Origin of the sequence: Phycicoccus mangrovi (assembly GCF_018729305.1) — a bacterium.
GTDB classification, from domain to species: Bacteria; Actinomycetota; Actinomycetes; order Actinomycetales; family Dermatophilaceae; genus Phycicoccus; species Phycicoccus jejuensis.
In genome coordinates this window covers 1-26,042 of the sequence record NZ_JAHHWP010000022.1, presented here as the reverse complement: position 1 = coordinate 26,042, position 26,042 = coordinate 1, and the positions used below count along the sequence as shown (strand labels likewise).

Sequence of the window (26,042 nt, the reverse complement as noted above, 5' to 3'; positions counted from 1 at the left end):
GAGCGCGTCAGCCGGCGACCCGCGCGCGGTCCCGCCGAGTGGCGTCGTCCTCGGGGGTGTCGTAGGCGTAGCGGCCGTACGCGCCGAGGCTGCGGACCGGGACACGGTTGAGGACGATGCCGAGGACCCGCCCCCCGACCGATGCGAGCGTGTCGAGGGTCTGGGCGAGCTGGTCACGGTCGACGAGACCGGAGCCGGCCACGACGATCGCCCCGTCGGTGAGCTTCGAGAGGACCACCGCGTCGGTCACCGGCAGGGTGGGGGGAGCATCGACGATGACGTAGTCGAAGCGCCCGGCGAGGTTCTGCAGGAGCGAGCGCATCGCCGACGAGCCGAGCAGCTCGGACGGGTTCGGAGGGATGCGGCCTGCGCCGAGCACCCACAGGTTGGTCCCGCCGTAGGGCTGGATGACGTCGATGACGTCGGCGCGGTCGATCAGGGCGTCGGTCAGTCCCACGGCGCCCTCGAGGCCCATGTACTCGAGGACCTTGGGCCGACGCAGGTCAGCCTCGATGAGGCAGACCCGCGCCCCGGCCTGGGCCATCGTGAGCGCGAGGTTGGCCGTCATCGTGCTCTTGCCCTCACCGGCGAGCGAGGAGGTGACGACAATCGTGCGGGGGTGGTTGGCGACGTCGACGAACTGGAGGTTGGTGCGCAGCGACCGGAACGCCTCCGCCCGCGGCGAGCGGGGGTCGACCTCGACGATCAGCGGACGCTTGCTCGTCTCAGGGTCGTGGGCGATGGCGCCGAGAACAGGTGCCTCGGTGACCTGCTTGACATCGTCGGTGGTCTTCACGCCCCGGTCCAGCATGTCGCGCAGTACGGCGGCGCCGAGACCGAGCAGCAGGCCGAGGACGACGCCGAGCGCGAGGTTGCGCACAGGGTTGGGGCTGACCGGAGCGGTCGGCGCACTGGGGGACTGGACGACCGTCACCTTGACCGGGCTGGCCTTCGCACCCTCGGGGCTCTCCAGCTCGGTGACCGCGGAGGGGAACTCGGTGGCGATGGCCTTTCCGATGGCCTCGGCGCGGGCCGGGTCCGCGTCACGGACCGCGACCCCGATGAGCACCGTGTCGGGGGGCGTCGTGGCCGTGACCTGGCGGGCGATGGCGTCCGCGGAGCCACCGACCTCCTCGGCGACGGGTTCGAGGATGCGGGGGGTGGTCAGCAGCTGCGTGTAGGACTTGACGCGTTGCTGCGTGAAGGTGCTGCCCTGGAGGAGCGAGACGCTGTCCTCGGACCCCGTCGTGGAGACGAAGAACTGCGAGGTCGACTCGTAGACCTTCGTCGAGGCCAGGGTCGCGGCGGACGCCATCATCACGGTCGTGAGGACGACGAGGGCGATCAGCCGCCAGCGCTTGCGCACGACGAGCAGGTAGTCCTGGAGTTCCACGATCCGTCCTCAGAGGTTCGGCGCCGACGGCCGCTGCCCCCGGTCGGACGAATGATAGCCGCGTCGACGCGGGTCGGCATCGTGGCGCGGGCGGGTACGGTCGGCCGGTCTTCGTCGAACGCGTTGTGACTGGAGGGACTCTCGGGAATGCTGGGACCCATGGACCGCCGGAGCCTACTCACCGCGGGGCTGGTGGCGTTCCTCGTCGTCGACCTCGTCCTCGTCGTGCTCGCGCTGCGCTCGGTCGCCGGGCCCGCTTCCGGTGCACCTGCTCCGTCCGGTGGATCCGTCAGCCGGACCACTGAGCCGTCACAGACCTCGACTCGTCGTCCGACACCGTCCCCGTCGACCGAGACCTCCGAGACGGCGCGTCCCGCCGTCGCTCCCGCCATGCGCCTCATCGCGGGGGTGGATGACACCGTCGTCTGGGCCCTCGATGTCGGAGGCTGCGGCGACCCGAGCGCGGTTCACGTCAGCACCGACGGCGGTCGGCGGTGGTCGACGGAGGCGGCCCCGGGAGGTCTGACCCGCCTGCGGCCCGCCGACGCCGAGCGGGCGTTCGCCGTCGGCGGCGACGATGGGTGCGCCTTCCGGCTCTGGGACACAGCGGACTCCGCCGCGTCCTGGTCCGAGCCGCGCTCCGCGACGACGGCATGGGGACGTGACCCGCAGGACCCCACGCTCGTCCACGTGCCGGGGGGTGACACCGGCGCTCCGTGCCGCCGGAGCGCAGAGGTCCTCGACCTCGCAGGCCTGGGCAACGGGGTCGCGTCGGTGGCCTGCTCGGACGGAACTCTTCGCTCCACCGACGACGGCGGCGCCTCGTGGCGCACCGCCGGGACGGTCGACGGCCTCGCCGCCCTCGCGCTCACCGGCCCGGGGGTCGGCGCGCTCGCCGCGCTCGACGACGGGTGCGAAGGTGTGCGCGTCCTCACGCTCGTCGACGGTGAGGTCGGGGACGGCCAGTGCGTCGGGGACGAGCGCCCCCGGCCCGGCCGGGTGAGCCTGTCGCTCGACGGCTCCGGTGCCTGGCTGGTCGCCGGGGACTCGGTGCTGCGGGCCGGCTCGGCCGACCTCGCCACCGCCGACTTCGCCGTGACGGGGGAGTGGCCCCGGGGGTGACCCCGACGGCCGGCTCGCCCGGCGTCGATGGTGGACTGGTCCGCATGATCGTCGCCTCCGCCAACGTCAACGGCATCCGGGCCGCACAGCGCCGCGGCGGCGTGGAGTGGCTGGCCGCCAGCGGCGCCGAGGTCGTCACGCTGCAGGAGGTGCGGGCCGACGACGGCCAGCTGCGCGCGGCCCTCGACGGGTCGCCGCTCGCGTCCTGGGAGCTCGCGCACAGCCCGTCCGGCGCCAAGGGCCGCGCCGGCGTGGCCGTCCTCTCGCGTCACCCCGTCAAGGACGTGCGCACCGACGTCGGCGAGGAGTTCGACGGGACCGGGCGCTGGGTCGAGGCGGACGTCCTCGTCGCGGGCCGGCTCGTCACGGTGGCCTCGGCCTACGTCCACACGGGCGAGGCCGGCACGCCCCGCCAGGACGAGAAGTACCGCTTCCTCGACGCGGTCGGCGCGCGCGTCGGGGCGTGGGCCGCCGACGGACGCCTCGCCGTCCTCACCGGCGACCTCAACATCGCGCACACGCAGGACGACCTCAAGAACTGGAAGGGCAACCGCGGCAAGGCCGGCTTCCTGCCCGAGGAGCAGGCCCACCTCAGCCGCTGGGCCGCCGAGCACGGGCTCGTCGACGTGACCCGACGCCTCCACGGCCCCGGCCCCGGTCCCTACACGTGGTGGTCGTGGCGCGGGCAGGCCTTCGACAACGATGCCGGATGGCGCATCGACTACCAGCTGGCCACCGCGCCGCTGGCCGAGCTCGCCGTCGCCGCCTCCGTCGGGCGGGCGCCGAGCTACGCCGAGCGCTGGAGCGACCACGCGGCCGTGCTCGTCGAGTACGCCCTGTGAGCGGCCCCGCCTGACCCGCGGCCGCTCGGCTCAGGCGAGCCGGTCGAGCGCCTCGCGCACCTCGGCGAGCACCTCCGGCCGCGCGACGACGAGGTCGGGCAGCCACGGGTTCTCGCGGTTGTACTGCAGCGGCGAGCCGTCGAGCCGCGTCGGCGCCAGGCCGTGCCCGAGCGCGACGGCGACCGGCGCCGCCGAGTCCCACTCGTACTGGCCGCCGGCGTGCAGGTAGGCGTCGACCGTGCCGTCGACGACGGCCATCGCCTTCACCCCGGCCGAGCCCATGGCGACGAGCTCGGCGCCGAGGGACTCGGCGAGCGCGACGACGAAGGCCGGCGGGCGGCTCCGGCTCACCGCGAGCCGCACCGGGCCGTCCGGGCGCGCGGGGAGCGGGGACGGGCGGTCCATCCGGTGCACGACGCCGCGCGCGGGGATGCCGACGGCGCCCGCGACGAGGTCACCGTCCTGCCACAGCGCGACGTGCACGGCCCAGTCGTCGCGCGGCCGTTCGGAGAACTCGCGGGTGCCGTCGAGGGGGTCGACGATCCAGACGCGGGAGGCGGCGAGGCGGACGGGGTCGTCGGCGCCCTCCTCGCTGAGGACCGCGTCGTCGGGGCGCAGCTCGCCGAGCAGGCGCACCATCAGCTCGTGGGAGCGGCGGTCGCCGAGGTCCTTGAGCTCCTGCCCCTCGAGGTCGGTGTGCTCCGCGCGGAGCGCGACCAAGAGGGCGCCGGCCTGCTCGGCCACCTCCGCGGCGACGGCGTGGTCGTCGGCTGATGGTGTGGTCACGGTGGTCCTTCGTCGAGCGTCGGGTTCGGTGGTCAGAGGTCGGACGTGCGGGAGGTGCGGAACGGGGTCATCCCGTGCCGCACCCGGAGGAGGGCCCACGCGAGCGGGCCGAGGACGAGGAGGGCGGCACCCGCCGCGCCCACGCCGAGGGGCGGGACGCGGAGCAGGCTCAGCCCGGTGAGGGTGAGGACGATGACGATGCCCCGCCGGACCGCTTGCGACGGGATCCACGACGAGAGCCGTGCCCCGAGGAAGGTGCCGGGGGCGCCGCCGACGACGAGGGGGATGAGCACGGCCCAGTCGACGCCGGTGACGACGACGTGGCCGATGGCCGCGGCGATGACGAGCGGCACGGCCTGGACGAGGTCGGTGCCGACGAGGCGCTTGACCGACATCCCGGGGTTGAGGAGCAGGAGCGAGATCATGATGATCGAGCCCGAGCCGACGCTCGTCAGGCCGACGAGGAAGCCGCCGACCGCGCCCACGAGGACCGTCGGGAGGGGCTTGACCCGGCGGGTGTCGTCCGAGCGCGCGCCCCAGTCGAGGAACGTCGAGCCGTAGACGCGCGCCGTGTACGTCACCGCGGTGAGCAGGAGCGTCACGCCGATGGCCAGCCGCAGCGTCTCCTGGGCCTTCTCGCCCGACCCGAGCTGCCCGACGAGCCACGCCCCGACGAGGGCGCTCGGCACGGAGCCCGCGACGAGCATCCCCGCGAGCCGGAGGTCGGGAGAGCCCTGCCGGGTGTGCACGGCGGCGCCGATCGACTTGTTGACCGCCGCGGCGACGAGGTCGTTGGCGACCGCAGCCGTCGGCGGGATGCCGAGGAACACGAGCGCCGGTGTCATGAGGGCGCCACCGCCCATCCCGGTGAGGCCGACGACGACGCCGACCCCGAGGGCGACGACGAGGACGGCGAGGGCGTCGGTGGTGAACAGCGCGTCAAGCACGGTGGGTCCCGTCGGTCGGTCGGAGCAGCGCGAGCACCTCGTCGGCACAGCCGGCGACGTCGCGCCCGGTCGTGTCGAGGCGCAGGTCGGGGTCGGCGGGCACGTCGTAGGGCGCCGAGACGCCCGTGAAGTCGGGGATCTCGCCGCGCCGCGCGGCGGCGTACAGGCCCTTGCGGTCGCGGCGCTCGCACTCCTCGATGGGGGTCGCGACGTGGACGAGGACGAAGCGGCCACCGCGCTCGCGGACGCGCTCGGCGACCTGCCGGCGGACCTCGTCCTCGGGGGCGATCGGACTGCAGACGGCGATGCCACCGTGGTGGGCGACCTCGGCCGCCACCCAGCCGATGCGCAGCACGTTGGTCCGCCGGTCGGCCGGGCTGAAGCCGAGGCCGGCGGTGAGGCTGCGACGCACGACGTCACCGTCGAGCAGGGTCAGCGCGCGACCGTCCTCGACGAGCCGGGTCGAGACGGCCCGCGCGACGGTCGACTTGCCCGAGCCGGAGAACCCGGTGAGGAAGAGGACGACGCCACCGAGGCCGTCGGGGCTCCCGTCCGGGGCGGGGGCGGCGTCTGACGCGGCGCGCGCGTCGTCGACGCCGAGGGTCGTGAGGAGGGCACGCCGGCGCCCGGGGTCACCGGGGGGGAGGGGCAGCACGAGCACCCGGGCGCGGTCCCCCGTCGCGGCGAGGGCCGCGCGGACGGTGTCGACGGCCTCGGACGGTCCGTCGAGCGAGGTCGAGACGAGGGCGAGGACCACGGCGCCGGCAGGGACCTCGTCGGGGACGTCGGACGGGTTGTCCACCAGCAGGACCGGGCGACCGGTGAGGTCGACCGGCTCGGCGGGGTGCAGCTCCTCGAAGGGGCGGCTCGAGGGCCACCCCAGCCACTGCGGGCGTCCCGCCACCGTCCCGCCACCGGCGTCGTCGAGCCCTTCGAGGCGGACGACCGGCACGCCCTCGGGGTCGACGACGACCAGCCCGCCGGCGGCAATCGCGTTCTGGCGGACGTCGTCGGGGAGGGGCAGCGGACGGAGCCGGGCGTCGCTGCCGTAGAAGCCCCTCCGCAGCAGGACGAGGTCGTCGAGATCCGCCCTCGGGGGGCTGAACGTCGGCAGAGGGTCGGTCACGCGGCCAGTCTGCCCACAAATCGGTGTCCGAGGTGCAGATTCCCACGACGTGGGGTACACGGTCGCGGGTAGGGTCGGCCGCGACCCGTCACGGAAGGCAACATTCAGTGCAGACCCATGCCGACTACCGGCTCTCGCAGCTCGACGAGCTCGAGTCCGAGTCCATCCACATCTTCCGTGAGGTGGTCGCCGAGCTCGAGCGACCTGTCCTCATGTTCTCCGGCGGCAAGGACTCGATCGTCATGCTCCGGCTGGCCGAGAAGGCCTTCTACCCGGCGCGGCTGCCGTTCCCGCTGCTCCAGGTCGACACCGGGCTCGACTTCCCCGAGGTGCTCGCGACGCGCGACAGCTGGGTCGAGCGCCTCGGCGCACAGATGATCGTCGCGTCCGTCGACGACGCCATCGCCAACGGTGTCGTCGTCGACGACGGCCGCACGAGCCGCAACCGCCTCCAGACGGGCACCCTGCTCGACGCCATCGAGAAGAACGGCTTCACCGCGGCGTTCGGCGGCGGCCGGCGCGACGAGGAGAAGGCCCGCGCCAAGGAGCGCGTCTACTCCCACCGCGACGAGTTCGGCCAGTGGGACCCGAAGAACCAGCGCCCCGAGCTGTGGTCGCTCTACAACGGGCGCCTCCACGCCGGCGAGCACATGCGGATCTTCCCGCTGTCGAACTGGACCGAGCTCGACATCTGGCACTACCTCGAGCGCGAGGAGGTCGAGATCCCCTCGATCTACTTCGCCCACCGCCGCCGCGTCTTCGAGCGCGACGGGATGCTCCTCAGCGAGCACCCGGCCAACCCGTGCCGTGACGGCGAGGTCGTCACCGAGCGCACCGTGCGGTTCCGCACCGTCGGCGACCTCAGCCTGACCGGCTGCGTCGAGAGCGAGGCGAGCACCCTCGCCGAGATCGTCGAGGAGGTGTCGGTCGCCCGCGTCACCGAGCGCGGCGCCACCCGCGGCGACGACCGGTTCTCCGAGGCCGCCATGGAGGACCGCAAGAAGGAGGGCTACTTCTGATGGACCTGCTCAGGTTCGCCACCGCCGGCTCCGTCGACGACGGCAAGTCGACCCTCATCGGTCGCCTGCTGCTCGACTCCAAGGCCATCTTCGAGGACCAGCTCGAGGCGGTCGAGGCCACGTCCAAGACCAAGGGCTTCGACTACACCGACCTCGCACTGCTCACCGACGGCCTGCGCTCCGAGCGCGAGCAGGGCATCACGATCGACGTCGCGTACCGCTACTTCGCCACCCCGCGACGGAAGTTCATCATCGCGGACACGCCGGGCCACGTGCAGTACACGCGCAACATGGTGACCGGTGCCTCGACCGCCGACCTCGGGCTCGTCCTCGTCGACGCCCGTCAGGGCCTGACCGAGCAGTCGCGCCGGCACGCGGTCATCCTCTCGCTGCTGCGGGTCCCGCACCTCGTCCTCGCGGTGAACAAGATGGACCTCGTCGACTGGGACGAGGAGACCTTCGACCGCATCCGCACGGAGTTCGTGCAGTTCGCGCAGCGGCTCAACGTGCCCGACCTCGCCGTCATCCCGATCTCCGCGCTCCAGGGCGACAACGTCGTGACGCGCAGCGAGAACATGCCGTGGTTCGAGGGCTCCTCGCTCATGCACCACCTCGAGAACGTCCACATCGCCTCGGACCGCGACCTGCGCGACGTGCGCTTCCCCGTGCAGTACGTGGTGCGCCCCAAGTCCGACGAGCACCACGACTACCGCGGGTACGCCGGCCGGGTGGCCAGCGGGGTGCTCAAGCCCGGCGACGAGGTGCTCGTCCTCCCGAGCGGCCTGACGAGCAAGATCGCGGGGATCGACCTGTACGACAAGGAGGTCGATGAGGCCTTCCCGCCGATGTCGGTCGTCGTGCGGCTCGAGGACGACCTCGACGTCTCGCGCGGGGACATGATCTGCCGCGTGCGCAACGCGCCGGAGCCGACCCAGGACATCGACGCGATGGTCTGCTGGATGACGCGCCAGCCGCTGCGACCCGGGCAGAAGCTCGCCATCAAGCACACGACCCGCTCGGCGCGCGCCCTCGTCAAGGACGTGCAGTACCGGCTCGACATCAACACGCTCCACCGCGACCAGGAGGCGGGTGAGCTCGGGCTCAACGAGATCGGGCGCATCCGGCTGCGGACGACGCAGCAGCTGTTCGTCGACCCCTACGAGCAGAACCGCACGACGGGCTCGTTCATCCTCATCGACGAGGCGACCGGCACGACGGTCGGTGCGGGGATGACGAACTAGGTCCCGCCGGCACGAGAGGGCGCTCCGCGACCGCGGGGCGCCCTCCGTCGTGTCGGGCCCTGTGTGAGGCGGGCGGTCAGGCGTCGCGCGCGGCCGGCCCGCCGGCGGTGACGGTGAAGCACACCGGCTCCGCCCAGCCGCGGGCCCCGAACGCCGCGCGGACGGCGGTGACGGCGTCGTCCGCGGAGTCGCGCGGGACGAGGGCGATCGACGAGCCGCCGAAACCGCCGCCCGTCATCCGCGCCCCGAGCGCGCCCGCGCCCTCGGCCGCCTCGACCGAGACGTCGAGCTCGTCGCAGCTGACCTCGTAGTCGCCGCGCAGCGAGGCGTGCGAGGCCGTGAACAGCCGACCGACCTCGTCGAGGTCACCGGCCCGCAGCGCCGCCACGGTCTCGCGCACGCGCTCGATCTCGGTGACCACGTGGCGGGTGCGCCGGCGCAGCTCGTCGGTGGAGAGGCGGTCGAGCGCGGTGTCGAGCGTGGCGGGGTCGACCTCGCGCAGCGACGCGACGCCGAGCTCGGCGGCCGCCGCCTCGCAGGCCCGCCGGCGCTTCTCGTACTGGCCGTCGTTGAGCGCGTGGGAGGCCCGGGTGTCGGTGACGAGCAGCACCATCCCGGCGGCCTCGAGGTCGAACGGGACGTGCTCGGTGGCGCCGTCGCGGCAGTCGAGCAGGAGGGCCGAGCCCGGTCGGCAGAGCAGCGCGGCCGACTGGTCCATCCCGCCGGTGGCGGCGCCCGCCACCTCGTTCTCGGCCCGCACGCAGGCGGCGGCCAGGCGCGCGCGGGCGGCGTCGTCGCCGAGCAGGTCGAGGCCGAACAGGTCGCTGGCGGCGGCGCCGACCGCGCACTCGAGCGCCGCCGAGCTCGACAGGCCGGCGCCGAGCGGCACCTCGCTCGTCACCGTCACGTCCATCCCGCGCACCGGGTGGCCGTCCTCGCGCAGCGCCCACAGGACCCCGGCGACGTAGGCGGCCCAGCCGTCGGGGGAGCCGGGGCCGACGGTGCCGAGGTCGACCTCGACCGTCTCGCCGGTCTGCACCGAGTGCACCCGCAGGAGGTCGTCGGTGCGGGGCGACGCCGCGGCGGTCGTGCGCTGCGGCAGCGCGATCGGGAGGGCGAGACCGCCGTTGTAGTCGGTGTGCTCACCGATGAGGTTGACCCGGCCGGGGGCCGACCAGACGCCCTCCGCCGCGTGGCCGTGGACGTCGCGGTGGGTGGTGGCGGCACTCGTCATGCGGGTGAGTCTAGGGACGTGGGGCAGGGCACAATGGGGGCCATGCCCACCCAGCCCCCGTCCGATGCCGCACGCCCCCGGATCCTCTCCGGGATGCAGCCGACGAGCGACTCGCTCCACCTCGGCAACTACCTCGGGGCGCTCGTCAACTGGGTCGGGCTGCAGGACGACTTCGACGCCTACTACTTCGTCGCGGACCTGCACGCGCTCACCGTCCCGACCGACCCCGAGCTGCTCCGCCGCCGCACGCGGGTCACCGCCGCGCAGTTCATCGCCGGCGGGGTCGACCCGGAGCGCTCGGCCGTGTTCTGCCAGAGCCACGTCACGGCGCACGCCGAGCTCGGCTGGGTCATGAACTGCCTCACCGCCTTCGGGGAGGCCAGCCGGATGACGCAATTCAAGGACAAGACGGCCAAGGGGCAGAACGCCAACGTCGGGCTGTTCACCTACCCGATGCTCATGGCGGCCGACATCCTCATGTACGACGCCGCGTACGTCCCCGTGGGCGAGGACCAGCGCCAGCACCTCGAGATCACCCGCGACCTCGCCGAGCGCTTCAACACGCGCTTCGGCGACACGCTCGTCGTCCCCGAGCCCTACATCGTCAAGGGCTCGGCCAAGATCCAGGACCTCCAGGACCCGACCGCCAAGATGAGCAAGACCGGCTCGTCCGCCAAGGGCCTCATCGACCTCATGGAGGACCCGGCGCGGATCGCCAAGAACATCCGCTCGGCCGTCACCGACACCGAGGCCGAGGTCCGCTACGACCCGGAGACCAAGCCCGGCGTCTCGAACCTGCTCGTCATCCACTCGGTGCTCTCCGGCACGCCGGTCGAGGACGTCGCGGCGTCCTTCGCCGGCCGCGGCTACGGGGACCTCAAGAAGGAGGTCGCGGAGGTCGTCGTCGACGCGGTCACCCCCTTCCAGGAGCGGATGCGCACGCTGCTCGACGACCCCGCCGAGCTCGACCGCACCCTCGCCCGGGGCGCCGAGCGCGCCGCGGTCGTCGCCGACGCGACGATGACCCGCGTCCGGGACGCCGTCGGCCTGCTGCCGGCCGCGCGCTGAGGGGTCGGCTCGTGCCCGTCCACGGCGTCGCCGTCACCATCCCCGAACCCTGGGGTGAGCAGCTGCAGTCCGCGCGAGCCGGGTTCGGCGACCCGATGGCCGACGCCATCCCGCCGCACGTCACGCTGCTGCCGCCGACGGCCGTCCCGCCGGAGCAGCACGAGGCGTTCGTCACCCACCTGGAGGAGGTCTGCCACTCGGTCGAGCCCTTCGAGGTCGTGCTCTCCGGCACCGGGACCTTCCGACCGGTCTCCCCGGTCGTGTTCGTCCAGGTGTCCAAGGGCATCGGGTCGTGCGAGCGGCTCGAGAGCGCCGTGCGCGGGGGGCCGGTCGAGCGGACGCTGGACTTCCCCTACCACCCGCACGTGACGGTCGCCCACCACCTCGACGACGCCGCGCTGGACCGGGCGTTCGAGGGGCTGGCGGAGTTCCGGTGCGCCTTCACCGTCGCGAGCGTCGAGCTCTACCACCACGACCCGGACGGCGTCTGGCGCGTGGTGCGGTCGCTCCCGCTCGGCGGCTGACGACCGGGCGGGCTCAGGCGGCGCGGCGGCCGCTCCGGGCCCTCCGGCCCGCGACCGCCGTCTCGTAGTGGCGGACCAGCTCGGCCGTGACGCCGGCCCATGTGCGCCCCTCGACCGCCACCCGGCCGGCCCGGCCCATCCGGTCACGCAGGGCCGGGTCGGCGACGAGGGTCGCGACGGCCCCGGCGAGGGCGCCGGGCCGGTCGGGGTCCACGAGGAGGCCGGTCCGTCCGTCGTCGACGAGGTCGAGCGGACCGCCCCGCGCGGGGGCGACGACGGGGAGCCCGCTCGCGTGCGCCTCCTGCAGCGTCTGGCCGAACGTCTCGCGGGTGCCCGTGTGGACGAAGACGTCGAGCAGGCCGTAGGCCTCGGCCAGCGACTCGCCCGACCGGGCGCCGAGGAGCACCGGCGGCCGGTTCGCGCGACCGGGGCCGTCCGCCACCGCCTCGGCCAGCAGCGCGGCCGTGCGGGCGCGGTCCGGACCGTCGCCGACGACGACGAGCCGCACGCCCGGGACCCGCGCGACCTCGACGAGCCGGTGCAGCTCCTTCTCCGGGGCCAGCCGGCCGACGTACCCGACGAGGACCTCGCCGTCGGGGGCGAGCTCGCGACGGTGGGGCGCGACGGCGTCCCGACGGTCGGGACGGAACAGGTCGGCGTCGACCCCGCGCCCCCACCGGGCCGTGCGCGGCACCCCGTGCGCCGCCAGCTCGGCCATCGTGTGGCGGGACGGCGCGAGCGTGAGGTCCGCCAGCCCGTGGACGCGGCGCACCCACCGCCACGCGGCCTGGGCCGCTCCGGACCCGACCGGGCCCGGGGCGTGCTGGGCGAGGTAGCTCGGCATGTCGGTCTGGTAGACGGCGACCGACGGGATGCCCAGCCGCTCCGCCTCGCGCAGCGCCCGTGCTCCGAGGACGAACGGGGAGGCGACGTGGACGACGTCCGGGGCGACCTCCTCGAGGACGTCCCGGACCGCCCCGGACGGCAGCCCGGTGGGAAAGGCCCGGACCGGAACGGTGGGCACGGTGTGCACCGGCATCCCCGCGTGCTCCGACGGGGCCGGGCGCGGTGCAACGACCGAGGCGCGGTGTCCCTCGGCGGCCAGGCACTCGACGACCCGGCAGACCGACGTGGTGACGCCGTTGAGCGTGGGGAGGAAGGACTCGGTGACGACGACGATGCGCACGACCCCCAGCGTCCGCGCCCCGGGCGACGCCCCGGCGACCGCCCGGTGCGTGTCCGGTGGCCGACGGGTGACGGGATAACCTCGACGGCATGCCGGAGATCGAGGGGTTCTGGGCGGTTGTCCCCGCCGGAGGTGCCGGCACGCGGCTGTGGCCGCTGAGCCGCGCGGGCCATCCGAAGTTCCTCCTCGACCTGACCGGCGGCGGCCGCTCCCTGCTCCAGGCGACGCTGGACCGGCTCGCCCCCCTGACCGGCGACCACGCCGTCGTCGTCACCGGCGCCGCGCACGCCGACGCCGTGCGCGCTCAGCTGCCGGACCTGCCGGCGGGTCGGGTCCTCGCCGAGCCCGCCCCGCGCGACTCGATGGCCGCCATCGGTCTGGCGGCCGCCGTCGTCGAGCGCACCGACCCCGACGCCGTCATCGGCTCGTTCGCCGCCGACCACGTCATCCCGGACGCCGACGCGTTCCGGTCGGCCGTGCGGGAGGCGGTCGACGTGGCCAGGGACGGGCACCTCGTGACGCTCGGGGTGGAGCCGACGCACCCCGCGACCGGCTTCGGGTACATCCGGGCGGGTGAGCCCCTGGCGGGCTACCCGACCGCGCTGCACGCGGTCGAGTTCGTCGAGAAGCCGGACGCCGAGCGCGCGCGGGCGTACGTCGAGTCCGGCGAGTTCCGCTGGAACGCAGGGATGTTCGTGGTCCGTGCGTCGGTCCTGCTCGACCTGCTGGCGCAGTGGCACCCCGACCTGGCCGCCGGCCTGCGCGAGATCGCCGCAGCGCCCAGCCGCCTCGACGACGTGTGGCCCGGGCTGACGCGCATCGCCATCGACCACGCCGTCGCCGAGCCGGCCGCGGCGGCCGGGCGGGTCGCCGTCGTGCCGGCGCCGTTCGGGTGGGACGACGTCGGGGACTTCGCGAGCCTGTCGGGCCTGCTGCCCGTGGAGGACGGTGTCGCGGTGCTCGGTGACCGTGCCGACGTGACGGTCCTCGACGGCTCCGGGGTCGTGGTCCCGGGCGGCGGTCGGCGGGTCGCGGTCGTCGGCCTCGACGACGTCGTCGTCGTCGACACGGCGGACGCCCTCCTCGTGACGACCCGGGCCCGCGCGCAGGAGGTCAAGGCGGTCGTCGACGCGCTGCGCGCCGAGGGCCGCACCGACCTGCTCTGAGCCCGGCGTCACCCGTTCGGTGGAGCCGGGCCCGAAGCGGCTACCGCCCGTCGTCCCGCGCGGATAGGGTGCGCCCCGGTGCAGCCGTGGTGATCGGTCGTGCCGTTCGAGCCCGCATCCCCTCGTGGATGCCCACCGAGGGGGAGCCCCATGTCGTCGTCGTCCGTCCCGCCGTCCGGTCCGCTGCGCGGTCCCGAGCCGCCCTTCGACCCGCCCGCCTACGCAGCCGTCGACGGCTCCGCGGCCGCCGATGGGTCCGCCGAGCCGGTCGTCACCGAGCAGCCCGGTCCGCGCCGCGGCCTGGGACGCGGCCTCCTCGTCGGTGGTGTCGCCGCGCTCGTCGTGGTCGGTGGCGCCGGTGCCTGGGCGTGGACCGCGCTCGGCGGGGGCGGCGACCGCCCGGCCGACGTCCTGCCCGGGACGACCTTCGCGTACGCGGCCGTCGACCTCGACCCCGGCGCGGGGCAGAAGGTCGAGGCGCTGCGCACGCTCTCGAAGTTCCCCGGGCTGTCCTCGACGGGCGTCTCCGAGAAGTCCGACCTCGGCACGACGCTCACCGACCTCGTCCTCTCCGACGACGAGTGCCCGAACCTCGACCCCGCGCGCGACGTCACCCCGTGGCTCGGGCAGCGGGCGGCCGTCGCCGGCGTCACCGTCGGCGAGGACTCCGTGCCGGTCGGCGTCGTCCAGGTGACCGACGACGAGGCCGCGGGCCGGGGGATGCTCAAGCTGCTCGCCTGCGCCGAGAACGACGACGCGGCGAAGACCGACGGCCTGACGCCGACCTGGGTCGTCCGCGACGGCTGGGCCTACGTCGCGCAGGACGCCGACACCGCGACGCGCGTCGCCGACGCCGCCGCGAAGACCACGCTCGCCGGCTCCCGCGACTACGCCGAGTGGACCGGCGCCGTCGGCGAGCAGGGACTCGTGACGATGTACCTCGCGCCGAAGCCCGGCAGCCAGATCCGGTCGCTCGTGACGTCGCTCGACCTCGGCGAGGACCTCGCCGGTCTCGATGCCGCCACCGCGCAGTACGACGAGTTCACCGGCGGCGCGATGACCCTGCGCTTCGCCGGGGGAGGCCTGGAGCTCGAGGGCGCGAGCGGGGTGGACGGCGCGAGCCGCTCGATGCTCGGCGCCGGTGCGGGGACCTCGATGGCCTCGCTGCCCGACGACACCCTCGCCGCGCTCGCGGTGAGCCCGGGCCCCGGGTGGTTCGAGGCACAGGCCGCGCAGACGTCCGCCCAGACGGGCATGGACGTCGAGGAGCTCTACTCGACGATCGAGGCGGCGACCGGTCTCGAGCTCCCCGGTGACCTCGAGACGCTCTTCGGCACGAGCACCGTCCTCTCCCTCGGCGGCGGCTTCGACCCGGCGGCGCTCGACACCGCCGGTCCGGCCGCCCTGCCCGTCGCGGCGAAGGTGACCGGCGACGCCGCCGGCATCCAGGACGTGCTCCGTCGCCTCGGGGCGCTGGACCCGAGCGTCGGCCAGCTCCTCGCGACGACCCAGGCGGGCGACCGCACGGTCGTCGTGGGCCCGGACGCCGGCTACCGCGAGAGCGTCGCCACCGGTGGCTCGCTCGGCAGCCAGGAGGCCTTCCGCTCGGTCGTCCCGCACGCCGACACCGCCGTCGCCGCGTTCTACCTCGACGTCGACGGCCGCGACAACTGGCTCGCGAAGCTCGCGGAGAGCGACCCGGAGGCCGCGAAGAACCTCGAGCCGCTCGCCGCCGTCGGCATGTCGGTGTGGCCCGACGGCGACACGCTGCACACCCGCCTGCGCGTCACGACCGACTGACCCGGTCCACCGGACGGCGAGGGCCGTCACGCGACCCCGCCCGGCACCCGCCGGGCGGGGTCGCGGGCGTCAGGTGACGTCGCGCCGCCCGTACGCCACCGCTCCGGCAGCCACGAGCGCCGCTGAGAGAGCGGTCATCACGGCGGCGGCGAGGGCGGCGACGTCGCCGCCGGGGAGCTGGCCGAGGTGGGCGAAGGGCGAGGCGTCGACGAGCCACCCCGGCAGGTGCATCGTCGGGCCGAGCTCCCCGACGACGAAGCCGACGAGGAGGAGGCCCCAGGCGAGCGGTGCCACGCGCGGGCGGGCGCCGACGAGCAGGCCGGCCACCCCGACGAGCACCCAGACCGCCGGGAGGGTGGCGGCGAACGCACCGAGCGTCGCCCAGAAGCCCGGGGCGCTGTTGCTGGCGACGGAGCCGACGACGCCGACGGTGGCCCCGATGACGACGAGGAAGAGGGTCGTCGCCAGCACCGCGACGAGGACGTGCGCGCCGTACCAGCGCAGCCGGCTGGTGCCGGTCGAGAGCACCGACTCGCCGAGGCCCGACCGCTCCGCGGCGCCGAGGCGCAGGACGAGGGCGACACCGGCCGCGGCGACGGCGACCGCGACGAAGCGCGTCTCGCTCGCGAGGTAGATGTCCTCGATCGTGCCCGCCGACCCGCCGAGCGCCTCGAGGAAGCGGGCCATCGCGGGGTTGGCCGTGAGGTCGCCGACCGCGCCCAGCAGCGCCCCGAGGACGACCCCGCCGACGAGCATGCCGACGACCCACCCGGTGACGGTCCCCGTGGCGAGGCGAGAGACCAGGCTGACCGGGCCCGCGAGGCCGCGCGCGGCCCGCGCCGGACCCCGCCGGGTGGGGAGCACACCGGCGCCGAGGTCGCGCCGGTCCAGCACGGCGAGGCCGACGCCGACGCCGACGACGAGGAGGGCGAGCCCGAGCAGGACGAGCCAGGAGCGGTTCGGCCCGTACGGCTCGACCCGGCCCGCCCAGCCGAGCGGCGAGAGCCATCCGAGGGCGTGGACGACGCCGCCGTCGACCGAGTCGGCGGCCGCCCGCAGGACGAATGCGGCACCGAGCGAGCCGAAGGCCAGCCCGCCGGCCCCTCGGGTCGTGGACGCGAGCTGCACCGCCGTCGCGGTGATCCCGACCCAGGCGAACCCGGCTGTCGCCCAGGCGAACCCGAACGCCACGGAACCCGCCGGCTCCATCCCGAGGGAGATCAGGCCGAGGGACGAGAGGCCGCTCGCGGCGACGACGGCGAGGAGGGCGACGAGGACGCCGGCGGCGAGCGGCGCCCAGCGACCGACGGCCCCCGCGCCCACGAGCTCGAGGCGGCCCTCCTCCTCCTCGGTCCGGGTGTGCCGGCGCACGACGACGACCGCGAGGACCGCGACGAGGACGGCGCCCATCATCACGGTCTTGAAGACGGCGAGGGCGTCGGCGTCCGCGGCGCTGATCGGGCCGTACATGGCGACCACGGCCGGGTTGGCGACGATGTCGCCGAGGCCCGCGGCCGCCGAGGCGTCGTCGGGGAAGAGCGCGAGCGTGGCCTGTGCGGAGCCCACGGAGAGCAGGACGAGGCCGAGGACGCTCGCGGGCAGGATGACCCGGTCGCGCCGCAGCGCCAGCCGCAGCAGCCGGCCGAGACCGGCGAGGCGGGTGGTCATGCCGGCACCTCCTCCCGGCGCGGCTCGGTGCGGTAGCGGGCGAGGAAGAGCTCCTCGAGGGTCGGGGGCCGGCAGGTCAGCCCGGTGACCCCGCGGGCGGAGAGGGCGGCGACGAGCGCGTCGAGGTGGTCGGGGTCGACCGCCAGGCGCACCGTCGACCCGTCGACGGAGACGTCGTGGGTCCCCGGCCACGCCGCCACCTCCGCCGCCGTCGGCACGTCGCGCAGGTCGGCCTCGACGGTGGTGCGGGTCAGGTGGCGCAGCTCGGCGAGGGTGCCGGAGTCGACGACCCGGCCGGCCCGCACGATGCTCACCCGCTCGCAGGCGCGCTCCACCTCGCTGAGCACGTGGCTCGACAGCAGCACCGTGCGCCCCTCCCGGCGCAGGCCGGCGAGCTCCTCCTGGAAGACCTGCTCCATCAAAGGGTCGAGCCCGGCGGTCGGCTCGTCGAGGACGAGGAGCGGGGCCGCGCTCGCCAGCGCCGCGACCAGCGCGACCTTCTGGCGGTTGCCCTTGCTGTAGGCCTTGCCCTTCTTCGTCTCGTCGAGCTCGAAGGCGTCGACGAGCCGTCGGCGGCGGCCCTCGTCGAGGCCGCCCCGGAGCCGGCCGAGCAGGTCGATGGTCTCGCCGCCGGTCAGCGTCGGCCAGAGGACGACGTCGCCCGGGACGTAGGCGAGGCTGCGGTGCAGGTCGGTGCTGTCGCGCCAGGGGTCGCGCCCCAGCACGACGGCCCGGCCGTCGTCGGCGCGCAGGAGGCCGAGCAGGATCCGCAAGGTGGTGGACTTGCCCGAGCCGTTGGGCCCGAGGAAGCCGTGGACCTCGCCCTCGCGCACGGTGAGGTCGAGGCCGTCGAGGGCGGTGGTGCGGCCGAAGGACTTGCGCAGCCCGCGGACGTCGATGGCGGTGGTCACGTCGTCCACGCTACTCCGGTTTCACAATCTTGTGAATGTTGTAATGTTCGACGCATGGCGACCTCCGAGCCGAGTACCACGGGGCGCGACCTCCCGGACCCCGCCGTGGTCGAGCAGGTCGGCGGGACCCTCGCGTCGCTGGGGATGCAGCTGCAGCCGGCCCGGGTCTTCGCGGCCCTCCTCGCGACCGAGGACGGCCGGCTCACCTCCGCCGAGCTCGTGACGCTCCTGGGCCTCAGCCCCGCGGCGGTCTCCGGCGCGGTCCGCTTCCTCACCTCGGTCCGGATGGTCCGGCGCGAGCGGGAGCGCGGCAGCCGCCGTGACGTCTACGTCGTCCAGGACGACGCGTGGCACGACGTCATGGTCCAGAAGGAGAGCCTCTACGGTCCGCTCGTCGTGGCGCTGACCGCCGCCCGGGACGCCGTCGGCGAAGGGACCCGCGCGGGGGAGCGGATGCAGCTGTCGGTCGAGTTCCTCGAGTTCGTCATGACCGAGATGGACCGGATGGCCACCCGCTGGGACGAGTACAAGGCCCGCCGGCCCGCCCCGTCCGCCTGAGACGCGCCGTCGCGGCTCGGACGCGGTCGCGTCCCGCGGGTCGGGACCGGGGCGGCGGTTCGGCGGGTTCGGTCCGGGCGGCGAGGTCCGCGGCGGTACAGTCGGTCCTCTGATGAACGACGATGCCCTCCTCGCCGCCCTCGGCGAACGCATCACCTCGCTTGCACCCGAGCTCATCGAGATCCGGCGCGACCTCCACGCCCACCCCGAGCTGTCCCGCGAGGAGACGCGCACGACCCAGTCCGTGGCGCGACGGCTCGACGCCGCCGGCGTCGCCGTCCGGCTGCTCCCCGGCACCGGCGTCCTCGCCGACCTCGGGGCGGCCGAGCCCGTGCACCGCATCGCGCTGCGCGCCGACATGGACGCCCTCCCGGTCCGTGAGCGCTCCGGTCTGGAGTGCAGCTCGCGCACCGAGGGCGTGTGCCACGCCTGCGGCCACGACGTGCACACCGCGGCGCTCGTCGGCGCGGTCCTCGCGCTGCACGAGGTCGAGGACGCCCTCGCCGACCGCGGGATCGCCGTCCGGGCCGTCTTCCAGGCCGCCGAGGAGGTCATGCCCGGCGGCGCGCTCGACGCGATCACGGCCGGTGCCCTCGAGGGGGTCGACTCCGTCTTCGCCGTCCACTGCGACCCGAGCATCGACGTCGGCCAGGTCGGGCTGCGCGAGGGGGCGCTCACCGCGGCCGCGGACCAGGTGCACATCACGCTGCACGGTCGGGGCGGTCACACCTCGCGCCCGCAGCTGACCGAGGACCTCGTCTTCGCGCTGGCCAAGGTCATCACCGACGTGCCGGCCGTCCTCGGCCGCCGGCTCGACCCGCGCACCGGCGCGGCCCTCGTGTGGGGCAGCGTGCAGGCCGGCCGGGTCGCCAACGTCATCCCGTCCTCCGGCGAGTGCCGTGGCACGCTGCGGATGCTCGACGCCGAGTCGTGGCACACGGTCGGGCCGCTGCTCGAGGAGATCGTCCACGGGGTCGTCCAGCCGTACGGCGTCAAGGCGCAGGTCGAGCGGGTCAAGGGGGTCCCGCCGGTCGTCAACACCGCCGACGGCATCTCGGCCCTGCGCCGCGGCGCGCTCGCCGGCCGGCTGACGCCCGTGCCCACCGCGCAGTCGCTCGGCGGTGAGGACTTCGCCTGGTACCTCGACCACGCGTCCGGCGCGATGGCGCGCCTGGGCACCCGCACGCCGGGTGGTCCCACCTACGACCTGCACCAGGGCGACCTCGTCGTCGACGAGCGGGCGATCGCCCTCGGGGCGCGGCTGCTCGCGACCGCCGCGGTCGTCCGCGGGCTCGACGCGCGGCGCCAGGCCCCGAAGGAGGAGTCGTGACCGCTGCCGACGTCGACTGGGAGGCCCTGCGCGTCGAGGCCGTCCGCATGACGACCCTCGCGTACTGCCCCTACAGCGAGTTCCCCGTCGGGGTCGCCGGGTGGGTCGACGACGGCCGGATGGTGTCCGGCTGCAACGTCGAGAACGCCGGCTACGGCGTCACGCTCTGCGCCGAGTGCGGCATGGTGTCGACGCTGCACGCGACCGGTGGCGGCAGGTTGACGGCCGTCTGGTGCGTCGACGGCCGCGGCGACACCCTCATGCCGTGCGGCCGGTGTCGACAGCTGCTGTGGGAGAACGGGACTCCGGACACCCTGCTGCAGACGCCGGAGGGCGTCCTCACGATGCGCGAGGTGCTGCCGCAGGCCTTCGGCCCCGACGACCTCGCCACCCGCCGCCCCTGACACCCGCTGTCGGGACGGCAGATCTCGACGAGAACGGGCCCGAGCGGCGGTCACCCGGGGGCGTTCTGACGGGGTGCCCGCTCCTGCCATGATGGGCGGATGACCGAAGCCTTCGACGCCGTCGACGTCATCGTCCACAAGCGCGACCGCCGCGAGCTCTCCGACGACGAGATCCGCTGGGTCGTCGACGCCTACACCCGGGGGGTCGTCGCCGAGGAGCAGATGAGCTCGCTCGCGATGGCCATCCTCCTCAACGGGATGACCCGCCGCGAGATCTCCACCTGGACCACCGCGATGATCGCGAGCGGCGAGCGGATGGACTTCTCGTCCCTCTCGCGCCCGACCGCCGACAAGCACTCCACCGGTGGCGTCGGCGACAAGATCACGCTCCCGCTCGCGCCCCTCGTCGCGGTCTTCGACGTCGCGGTGCCGCAGCTGTCCGGGCGCGGCCTCGGCCACACCGGCGGCACGCTCGACAAGCTCGAGTCGGTCGCCGGCTGGCAGGCGGGCCTGACGAACGAGGCGATGATGCGCCAGCTCGACGACGTCGGCGCCGTCATCTGCGCCGCCGGCTCGGGCCTGGCGCCCGCCGACAAGAAGCTCTACGCGCTGCGCGACGTCACCGGCACGGTCGAGGCGATCCCGCTCATCGCGTCCTCGATCATGAGCAAGAAGATCGCCGAGGGCACGGGTGCGCTCGTCCTCGACGTCAAGGTCGGCTCGGGCGCCTTCATGAAGACCCGCGAGAACGCGACCGAGCTCGCCCGGACGATGGTCGACCTCGGCACCGACGCGGGCGTCACGACGGTCGCGCTGCTCACCGACATGTCGACCCCGCTGGGCCTCACCGCGGGCAACGCGCTCGAGGTCCGCGAGTCCGTGGAGGTGCTCGCCGGTGGTGGGCCCGAGGACGTCGTGGAGCTGACGGTCCGCCTCGCCGAGGAGATGCTCGAGGCCGCCGACCGCGGCGGCCAGGACGTCCGGGCCGCACTGACCGACGGGCGCGCCATGGACGTGTGGCGCCGGATGATCGCCGCGCAGGGCGGCGACCCGGACGCCGCGCTGCCGACCGCTGCGCACACGCACGAGGTCAAGGCCACCGCGTCGGGCACGCTGACCCGCCTCGACGCCTACGCCGTCGGCGTCGCGGCCTGGCGCCTCGGCGCCGGCCGCGCGCGCAAGGAGGACCCGGTGCAGGCCGGCGCCGGCGTCGAGATCCACGCCAAGCCGGGCGACACCGTCCGCGAGGGCGACGTGCTGCTCACGCTGCACACCGACACCCCGGAGCGGTTCGCCCGCGCCGAGGACGCGCTCGAGGGCGGCATCGAGGTCGTCGAGGGCGGGACCGCGCAGACCCCCGAGTCCGTCGTCATCGACCGGATCGCCTGAGCCGCAGGCTGACACGCCAGAGGGCCGCCCCCCGCGCAGTGCGGGAGGCGGCCCTCCGTGGTGCGGTGGCGCTCAGTACCAGTGGTTGCGGCCGCCGATGGCGCGGCCGGTGGCGCCGAGGATCGCGAGGACCGCGCCGACGACGAGAAGGATGACGCCGATCGTCGTGAGGATGGAGATCTTGGCGATGAGGCCGATCACGAGGAGGACGATGCCGAGGATGATCACGTTGGGCTCCTTTCAGGTGGCTCCGGCGTCACGCTAGACCTCCGGGGGGCCCGCAGGGCTCCTCGTGTGCAGGCGACTCCGCGGGCGCTCCCGGCGGGCCGGTCGCGGGCCGCCACCGCCGGACCGGGGGAGCGGGCGTGCGGTGTGCCGGAGGTCGCTACGCTGGGCCTCGTGGTTGACCTCTGGACGACGGTGACTGGCCCGACGACCGGCAGGGGGACCGGCCGATGAGCGCCGCCGCCGCCCCGACCGCGGAGGTCGTCCGCCGCGCCCCGAAGGCCCTGCTCCACGACCACCTCGACGGCGGTGTACGCCCCGCGACGATCGTCGAGCTGGCCGCCGCGTCCGGCTACGACGGTCTGCCGACGACCGACCCGGACGCCCTCGGCCGGTGGTTCCGCGACGCGGCCGACTCGGGCTCGCTCGAGCGCTACCTCGAGACCTTCTCGCACACGGTCGCCGTGATGCAGACGCGCGAGCAGCTGACCCGCGTCGCCCGTGAGTGCGCCCTCGACCTCGCGGCCGACGGCGTGGTCTACGCGGAGTCGCGCTTCGCGCCCGAGCTGCACATCGAGGGCGGGCTCTCGCTCGAGGAGGTCGTCCGGGCGGTGCTCGCCGGCTTCCGCGAGGGCGAGGCGGAGGCTGCGGCCGCCGGCACCCCCATCCGGATGGTCGCGCTGCTCACGGCGATGCGGCACGCCGCGCGCTCCCGTGAGATCGCCGAGCTGGCCGTCGCCCACCGCGACGACGGCGTCGGCGGCTTCGACATCGCCGGGGCCGAGGCCGGGTTCCCTCCCACCCGACACCTCGACGCGTTCGAGTACCTGCGACGTGAGAACGCGCACTTCACGATCCACGCCGGCGAGGCCTTCGGGCTGCCGTCGATCTGGGAGGCGATCCAGTGGTGCGGCGCCGACCGGCTCGGGCACGGCGTGCGCATCGTCGACGACGTCGAGGTCCTCGACGGAGGGTCGGTGTCGCTCGGCCGGCTCGCGGCCTACGTCCGCGACCGGCGCATCCCGCTCGAGATGTGCCCGTCCTCGAACCTGCAGACGGGGGCGGCGGAGTCGATCGCCGCGCACCCGATCACGCTGCTCAAGGGCCTGCGCTTCCGGGTCACGGTCAACACCGACAACCGGCTGATGAGCGGGACGTCGATGTCGCGCGAGATGCAGCTGCTCGTCGACGAGGCCGGGTGGACCCTCGAGGACCTGCGTTGGGTGACCATCAACGCCCTCAAGTCCTCCTTCCTGCCGTTCGACGAGCGGCTCGAGCTCATCGAGCACGTCGTCAAGCCGGGGTACGCCGCCCTCGGCGCCTGACGCTCCAGCGTGCGAGGAGCTCGGGTCAGGCGAGCGGGTCGGCGCCGACGACGCGCCGGCGCAGGGCGTCCTCGCGGGCGAGGCGCTCGGTGTCGCGCCGGCGGCGCTCGGCGATGACGGCGGAGAGCACGTACTCGGGGTGGAAGCCGGCCGGCGGCGCCGGGGCGACGAAGCGGAGCACGTCGGCGAGCAGCTCGCGGGCCATGGGCTCGCGCGAGGCCGGGGTCAGGCTGCCCGAGCGGGCGAGGAACTGGCGCACGGCGACGGTCAGCCCCGCGGGGAGCGCCGCGACGTCGGCGGCGCCGGCCCAGGCGGCGAGCGGCGGGGGCATCTCGGGCGGGGGGAGCAGGCGCATCCGGCTGCGCTGGGTGACGACGTAGGTGCCGGCGGCGTAGTCGCCGAGCCGCTTGCTGCGGGCGCTGACCACAGACGACACGAGCGCCGGGACGCCGAGGAACGGCGGGGTCCACAGCTCGACGACGCCGACGAGCGCGCGGGTCAGGGCGTGGCGGACGGTGATCGGGCCGCCGTCGTCGCGCACCGTGCGCAGGCCGAGGGCGAGCTTGCCGAGGGTGCGTCCGCGGGTCAGGGTCTCCATCGCCGTCGGGAAGGCGACGAGCACGGCAACCGTGGCGACGAGCCCGAGGGCGGTGGCGACGGCCGTGCTCGAGTTCGCGACGAGCCAGCCGACGCCGAAGCCGATCCCGATGAGCAGGACGATCGTGACGACGACGTCGATGAGCCCGCTCGCCGCCCGGACGAGGGTGCCGGCGACGGGCAGCTCGACGGCGACGCCCTCGCCCGTCACGACGTCCTCGCTCGCGTACGCGCGGTAGCCCGTCCCCTCGCTGCTGCTCACGGGCACAGGCTAACCGGGTGGGCCGACGCGTGAGGTCGCCTAGGCTGAGCCCGTGGACCTCGACGCCTACGTGGCCGCCCACCAGGCGCAGTGGAACCGGCTCGAGACGCTCGTGGGGCAGCGTCGGCACACCGGCGCCGAGGCGGACGAGCTGCTCGACCTCTACCAGCGCGTCTCGACCCATCTCTCGGTCGTGCGCTCGGCGAGCCCGGACCCCTCGCTCGTCGCCCACCTCTCTTCGCTCGTCGCCCGCGCGCGGTTCGCGACGTCGAGCCGCCGCGGGACCTGGTGGCGGACGCCGATCACGTTCTTCACGACGACCTTCCCCGCCGCGCTGTACCGGCTGCGGTGGTGGTGGGTGACGACGGCGCTCGTCAACGTCGGGATCGCCTTCCTCGTCGGCTGGTACGCCTACCGTCACCCGCAGGTGTGGACCCGGACGATGACCCCCGAGGAGATCTCGCAGTTCGTCGACACCGACTTCGAGAACTACTACAGCGAGTACGCGCACCTGGACTTCACCGGGCTCGTCTGGACGAACAACGCCTGGGTGTCGGCGCTGGTCATCGCGCTCGGCGTGCTCGGGCTGCCGGTCGTCTACATCCTCGCGAACAACGTGCTCAACGTCGGCATCTCCGGGGCGCTCATGGCCTACCACGACCGCACCGGCCTGTTCTTCGGGCTGATCCTCCCGCACGGGCTGCTCGAGCTGACGGCCGTCTTCGTCGCCGGGGCCGTGGGACTGCGGATCTTCTGGTCGTGGGTCAGCCCCGGCGGGCTGCCGCGTGGACGGTCCCTGGCCCGGGAGGCGCGCACGGGGACGGGGGTCGCGCTGGGGCTCGTCGCGGTGCTGTTCGTCAGCGGCGTCATCGAGGGGTTCGTCACGCCGTCGGGACTGCCGACGTGGGCACGCATCGCCATCGGCCTCCTCGCCGAGACGGCCTTCGTCCTCTACGTGTTCGTCGTCGGGCGGGCCGCGGCGGCGCGGGGGGCCTCGGGTGACGTCACCGCGCGGGACGCCGGCGACTCGGTGCGCGTCGCCGCCTGACGCGCGATGCAGCGCTCGCTCCCGCCCGGGGCGTTTGCCGAGCGATGCGGTTGTGAGGAGGATCGAGCGGGTAGGCGACCGACACGTCGTCACCGTCGAGAGGGGACCCCCATGAGCTCGGTCGAGAAGCTGCCGCCGCACGTGTCGGCGATGCTGCGCCTGGAGGAGGCCGACGGACTGGACCGCGCGGTGGCCGCGGTCGCGCCGGTCGTCGATGCGGCCTTCGCCACCGGCTGGCGCGGGCGCCTGCTGCGGGGTGACTGGCTCGGCCACGCGCTGCACCCCCTGCTCACCGACGTCGTGATCGGCACGTGGACCTCGGCCACCGTGCTCGACGCCGTCGGTGGTGACGACTCCCGCGGGGCGGCGCGCACCCTCGTCGGGGTCGGGCTCGCCGCCGTCGGTCCGACGGCGTGGACCGGCTGGGCCGAGTGGTCGGGCTCCGGGCCGCGCGAGCAGCGGGTCGGCGTGGTGCACGCCGTGACCAACGGCGCCGCGATCGGGCTGTACGGCGCCTCCTACCTCTCCCGGCGTCGCGGGCGGCACGCCTCCGGCGCCGCGCTCGCTCTCGCCGGGGCCGCAGCGATGGGGGCCGCGGCCTACCTCGGCGGGCACCTGTCGACCGCCCGCGAGGTCGGCAGCCGCCATCCGGCCTTCGAGGCCACCGCCGCCTGAGCGAGGGGCGGCCACCGCACGTGCCGGACGGCTTCGGGGCGCGCTCTCGTCAGGCTGCTTCGCCCGACTGGTCGTCGGGTGGGTGGCGGAGGGTGTCGAGGTGGTGGTCGTAGGAGCCGGGGGTGAGGTCCCAGGTGACGTGGTGGCCGTCTTGGTCGGGGTGTGTTCGGACGGTGGCCCAGAGGCGGCGTTGGTG

25 protein-coding genes are annotated in these 26,042 nt (G+C 74.5%); 15 read left to right on the top strand and 10 right to left on the bottom strand.

Annotated elements, in window-relative coordinates; all coding sequences use genetic code 11:
• Window positions 1–7: 7 nt before the first annotated feature.
• Window positions 8–1,393: a tyrosine-protein kinase domain-containing protein gene (locus KMZ30_RS22505; protein ID WP_215514225.1), complete on the bottom strand. Its 1,386-nt coding sequence runs from the start codon at window positions 1,391–1,393 to the stop codon at window positions 8–10.
• 159 nt (window positions 1,394–1,552) lie between these two features.
• Between KMZ30_RS22505 and KMZ30_RS18720 the strand changes: the two genes are divergently transcribed.
• The gene (locus tag KMZ30_RS18720; RefSeq protein WP_215514224.1) at window positions 1,553–2,515 is read left to right on the top strand and encodes a beta propeller repeat protein; all 963 of its coding nucleotides are present in this window, start codon (window positions 1,553–1,555) and stop codon (window positions 2,513–2,515) included.
• 44 nt (window positions 2,516–2,559) lie between these two features.
• Window positions 2,560–3,357 carry an exodeoxyribonuclease III gene (locus KMZ30_RS18715; RefSeq protein WP_215514223.1) on the top strand — a complete coding sequence of 266 codons (798 nt, stop codon included), beginning with the start codon at window positions 2,560–2,562 and terminating at the stop codon, window positions 3,355–3,357.
• 30 nt (window positions 3,358–3,387) lie between these two features.
• Here the strand turns inward: KMZ30_RS18715 and KMZ30_RS18710 are convergent, their stop codons facing one another.
• Genes KMZ30_RS18710 through cysC form a run of 3 tightly spaced genes read right to left on the bottom strand, consistent with a single transcriptional unit; the run spans window position 3,388 to window position 6,216 of the window.
• Window positions 3,388–4,143, bottom strand: a complete 756-nt coding sequence (locus tag KMZ30_RS18710; protein ID WP_215514222.1) for a 3'(2'),5'-bisphosphate nucleotidase CysQ — start codon at window positions 4,141–4,143, stop codon at window positions 3,388–3,390.
• A 32-nt stretch (window positions 4,144–4,175) separates the two neighbouring features.
• Window positions 4,176–5,090: a sulfite exporter TauE/SafE family protein gene (locus tag KMZ30_RS18705; protein ID WP_215514221.1), complete on the bottom strand. Its 915-nt coding sequence runs from the start codon at window positions 5,088–5,090 to the stop codon at window positions 4,176–4,178.
• Window positions 5,083–6,216 (bottom strand): adenylyl-sulfate kinase, encoded by a 1,134-nt coding sequence (gene cysC, locus KMZ30_RS22155; RefSeq protein ID WP_308279878.1) that lies wholly within the window; start codon window positions 6,214–6,216, stop codon window positions 5,083–5,085. Before cysC ends, KMZ30_RS18705 begins: the two co-directional genes overlap by 8 nt.
• A gap of 107 nt (window positions 6,217–6,323) precedes the next feature.
• Between cysC and cysD the strand changes: the two genes are divergently transcribed.
• Together cysD and KMZ30_RS18690 are read left to right on the top strand one after the other, a co-directional pair.
• Window positions 6,324–7,235 carry a sulfate adenylyltransferase subunit CysD gene (gene cysD / locus KMZ30_RS18695; RefSeq protein ID WP_215514220.1) on the top strand — a complete coding sequence of 304 codons (912 nt, stop codon included), beginning with the start codon at window positions 6,324–6,326 and terminating at the stop codon, window positions 7,233–7,235.
• The gene (locus tag KMZ30_RS18690) at window positions 7,235–8,476 is read left to right on the top strand and encodes a sulfate adenylyltransferase subunit 1 (protein WP_215514219.1); all 1,242 of its coding nucleotides are present in this window, start codon (window positions 7,235–7,237) and stop codon (window positions 8,474–8,476) included. Before cysD ends, KMZ30_RS18690 begins: the two co-directional genes overlap by 1 nt.
• A 76-nt stretch (window positions 8,477–8,552) precedes the next feature.
• Here KMZ30_RS18690 and galK read toward each other — a convergent pair whose 3' ends face one another.
• Window positions 8,553–9,710 carry a galactokinase gene (gene galK, locus KMZ30_RS18685; protein ID WP_215514218.1) on the bottom strand — a complete coding sequence of 386 codons (1,158 nt, stop codon included), beginning with the start codon at window positions 9,708–9,710 and terminating at the stop codon, window positions 8,553–8,555.
• Between the two features lie 33 nt (window positions 9,711–9,743).
• Here galK and trpS point away from each other — a divergent pair, with 33 nt between their 5' ends.
• Both trpS and KMZ30_RS18675 read left to right on the top strand, forming a co-directional pair.
• Entirely contained in the window at window positions 9,744–10,778 is a 1,035-nt protein-coding gene (gene trpS, locus KMZ30_RS18680; RefSeq protein ID WP_215514262.1) for a tryptophan--tRNA ligase, read from the top strand.
• 11 nt (window positions 10,779–10,789) lie between these two features.
• Window positions 10,790–11,302: a 2'-5' RNA ligase family protein gene (locus tag KMZ30_RS18675; RefSeq protein ID WP_215514217.1), complete on the top strand. Its 513-nt coding sequence runs from the start codon at window positions 10,790–10,792 to the stop codon at window positions 11,300–11,302.
• A gap of 13 nt (window positions 11,303–11,315) precedes the next feature.
• Here the strand turns inward: KMZ30_RS18675 and KMZ30_RS18670 are convergent, their stop codons facing one another.
• Complete coding sequence (locus KMZ30_RS18670) at window positions 11,316–12,488, bottom strand: glycosyltransferase family 4 protein (RefSeq protein WP_215520095.1); 1,173 nt, start codon at window positions 12,486–12,488, stop codon at window positions 11,316–11,318.
• Between the two features lie 89 nt (window positions 12,489–12,577).
• Here KMZ30_RS18670 and KMZ30_RS18665 point away from each other — a divergent pair, with 89 nt between their 5' ends.
• Complete coding sequence (locus KMZ30_RS18665; protein WP_215514216.1) at window positions 12,578–13,654, top strand: mannose-1-phosphate guanylyltransferase; 1,077 nt, start codon at window positions 12,578–12,580, stop codon at window positions 13,652–13,654.
• A gap of 150 nt (window positions 13,655–13,804) precedes the next feature.
• Window positions 13,805–15,454 (top strand): DUF3352 domain-containing protein, encoded by a 1,650-nt coding sequence (locus KMZ30_RS18660; RefSeq protein ID WP_215520094.1) that lies wholly within the window; start codon window positions 13,805–13,807, stop codon window positions 15,452–15,454.
• A gap of 69 nt (window positions 15,455–15,523) precedes the next feature.
• Here the strand turns inward: KMZ30_RS18660 and KMZ30_RS18655 are convergent, their stop codons facing one another.
• Window positions 15,524–17,122 carry an ABC transporter permease gene (locus KMZ30_RS18655; RefSeq protein ID WP_215520093.1) on the bottom strand — a complete coding sequence of 533 codons (1,599 nt, stop codon included), beginning with the start codon at window positions 17,120–17,122 and terminating at the stop codon, window positions 15,524–15,526.
• Window positions 17,119–18,033, bottom strand: a complete 915-nt coding sequence (locus KMZ30_RS18650; protein WP_215514213.1) for an ABC transporter ATP-binding protein — start codon at window positions 18,031–18,033, stop codon at window positions 17,119–17,121. Before KMZ30_RS18650 ends, KMZ30_RS18655 begins: the two co-directional genes overlap by 4 nt.
• 54 nt (window positions 18,034–18,087) lie before the next feature.
• Here KMZ30_RS18650 and KMZ30_RS18645 point away from each other — a divergent pair, with 54 nt between their 5' ends.
• From KMZ30_RS18645 to KMZ30_RS18630, 4 genes are all read left to right on the top strand, one after another.
• The gene (locus KMZ30_RS18645) at window positions 18,088–18,591 is read left to right on the top strand and encodes a GbsR/MarR family transcriptional regulator (RefSeq protein ID WP_215514212.1); all 504 of its coding nucleotides are present in this window, start codon (window positions 18,088–18,090) and stop codon (window positions 18,589–18,591) included.
• 112 nt (window positions 18,592–18,703) lie between these two features.
• Window positions 18,704–19,921 (top strand): amidohydrolase, encoded by a 1,218-nt coding sequence (locus KMZ30_RS18640; protein WP_215514211.1) that lies wholly within the window; start codon window positions 18,704–18,706, stop codon window positions 19,919–19,921.
• Complete coding sequence (locus KMZ30_RS18635) at window positions 19,918–20,325, top strand: cytidine deaminase (protein WP_215514210.1); 408 nt, start codon at window positions 19,918–19,920, stop codon at window positions 20,323–20,325. Before KMZ30_RS18640 ends, KMZ30_RS18635 begins: the two co-directional genes overlap by 4 nt.
• A 99-nt stretch (window positions 20,326–20,424) precedes the next feature.
• Window positions 20,425–21,714 carry a thymidine phosphorylase gene (locus KMZ30_RS18630; protein WP_215514209.1) on the top strand — a complete coding sequence of 430 codons (1,290 nt, stop codon included), beginning with the start codon at window positions 20,425–20,427 and terminating at the stop codon, window positions 21,712–21,714.
• A gap of 72 nt (window positions 21,715–21,786) precedes the next feature.
• On the opposite strand, the gene KMZ30_RS18625 is transcribed toward KMZ30_RS18630, so the two are convergent.
• Window positions 21,787–21,942, bottom strand: a complete 156-nt coding sequence (locus KMZ30_RS18625; protein ID WP_215514208.1) for a DUF6131 family protein — start codon at window positions 21,940–21,942, stop codon at window positions 21,787–21,789.
• A gap of 227 nt (window positions 21,943–22,169) precedes the next feature.
• Here KMZ30_RS18625 and KMZ30_RS18620 point away from each other — a divergent pair, with 227 nt between their 5' ends.
• The gene (locus tag KMZ30_RS18620) at window positions 22,170–23,264 is read left to right on the top strand and encodes an adenosine deaminase (RefSeq protein ID WP_215514207.1); all 1,095 of its coding nucleotides are present in this window, start codon (window positions 22,170–22,172) and stop codon (window positions 23,262–23,264) included.
• Between the two features lie 25 nt (window positions 23,265–23,289).
• Here KMZ30_RS18620 and KMZ30_RS18615 read toward each other — a convergent pair whose 3' ends face one another.
• Window positions 23,290–24,123, bottom strand: coding sequence for an RDD family protein (locus KMZ30_RS18615; protein WP_308279876.1), 834 nt, complete (start codon window positions 24,121–24,123; stop codon window positions 23,290–23,292).
• A 52-nt stretch (window positions 24,124–24,175) separates the two neighbouring features.
• On the opposite strand from KMZ30_RS18615, the gene KMZ30_RS18610 reads away from it, so the two are divergent.
• Window positions 24,176–25,171, top strand: coding sequence for a stage II sporulation protein M (locus tag KMZ30_RS18610; protein WP_215514206.1), 996 nt, complete (start codon window positions 24,176–24,178; stop codon window positions 25,169–25,171).
• A 111-nt stretch (window positions 25,172–25,282) separates the two neighbouring features.
• Complete coding sequence (locus KMZ30_RS18605; protein ID WP_215514205.1) at window positions 25,283–25,846, top strand: DUF2231 domain-containing protein; 564 nt, start codon at window positions 25,283–25,285, stop codon at window positions 25,844–25,846.
• Window positions 25,847–26,042 lie beyond the last annotated feature (196 nt).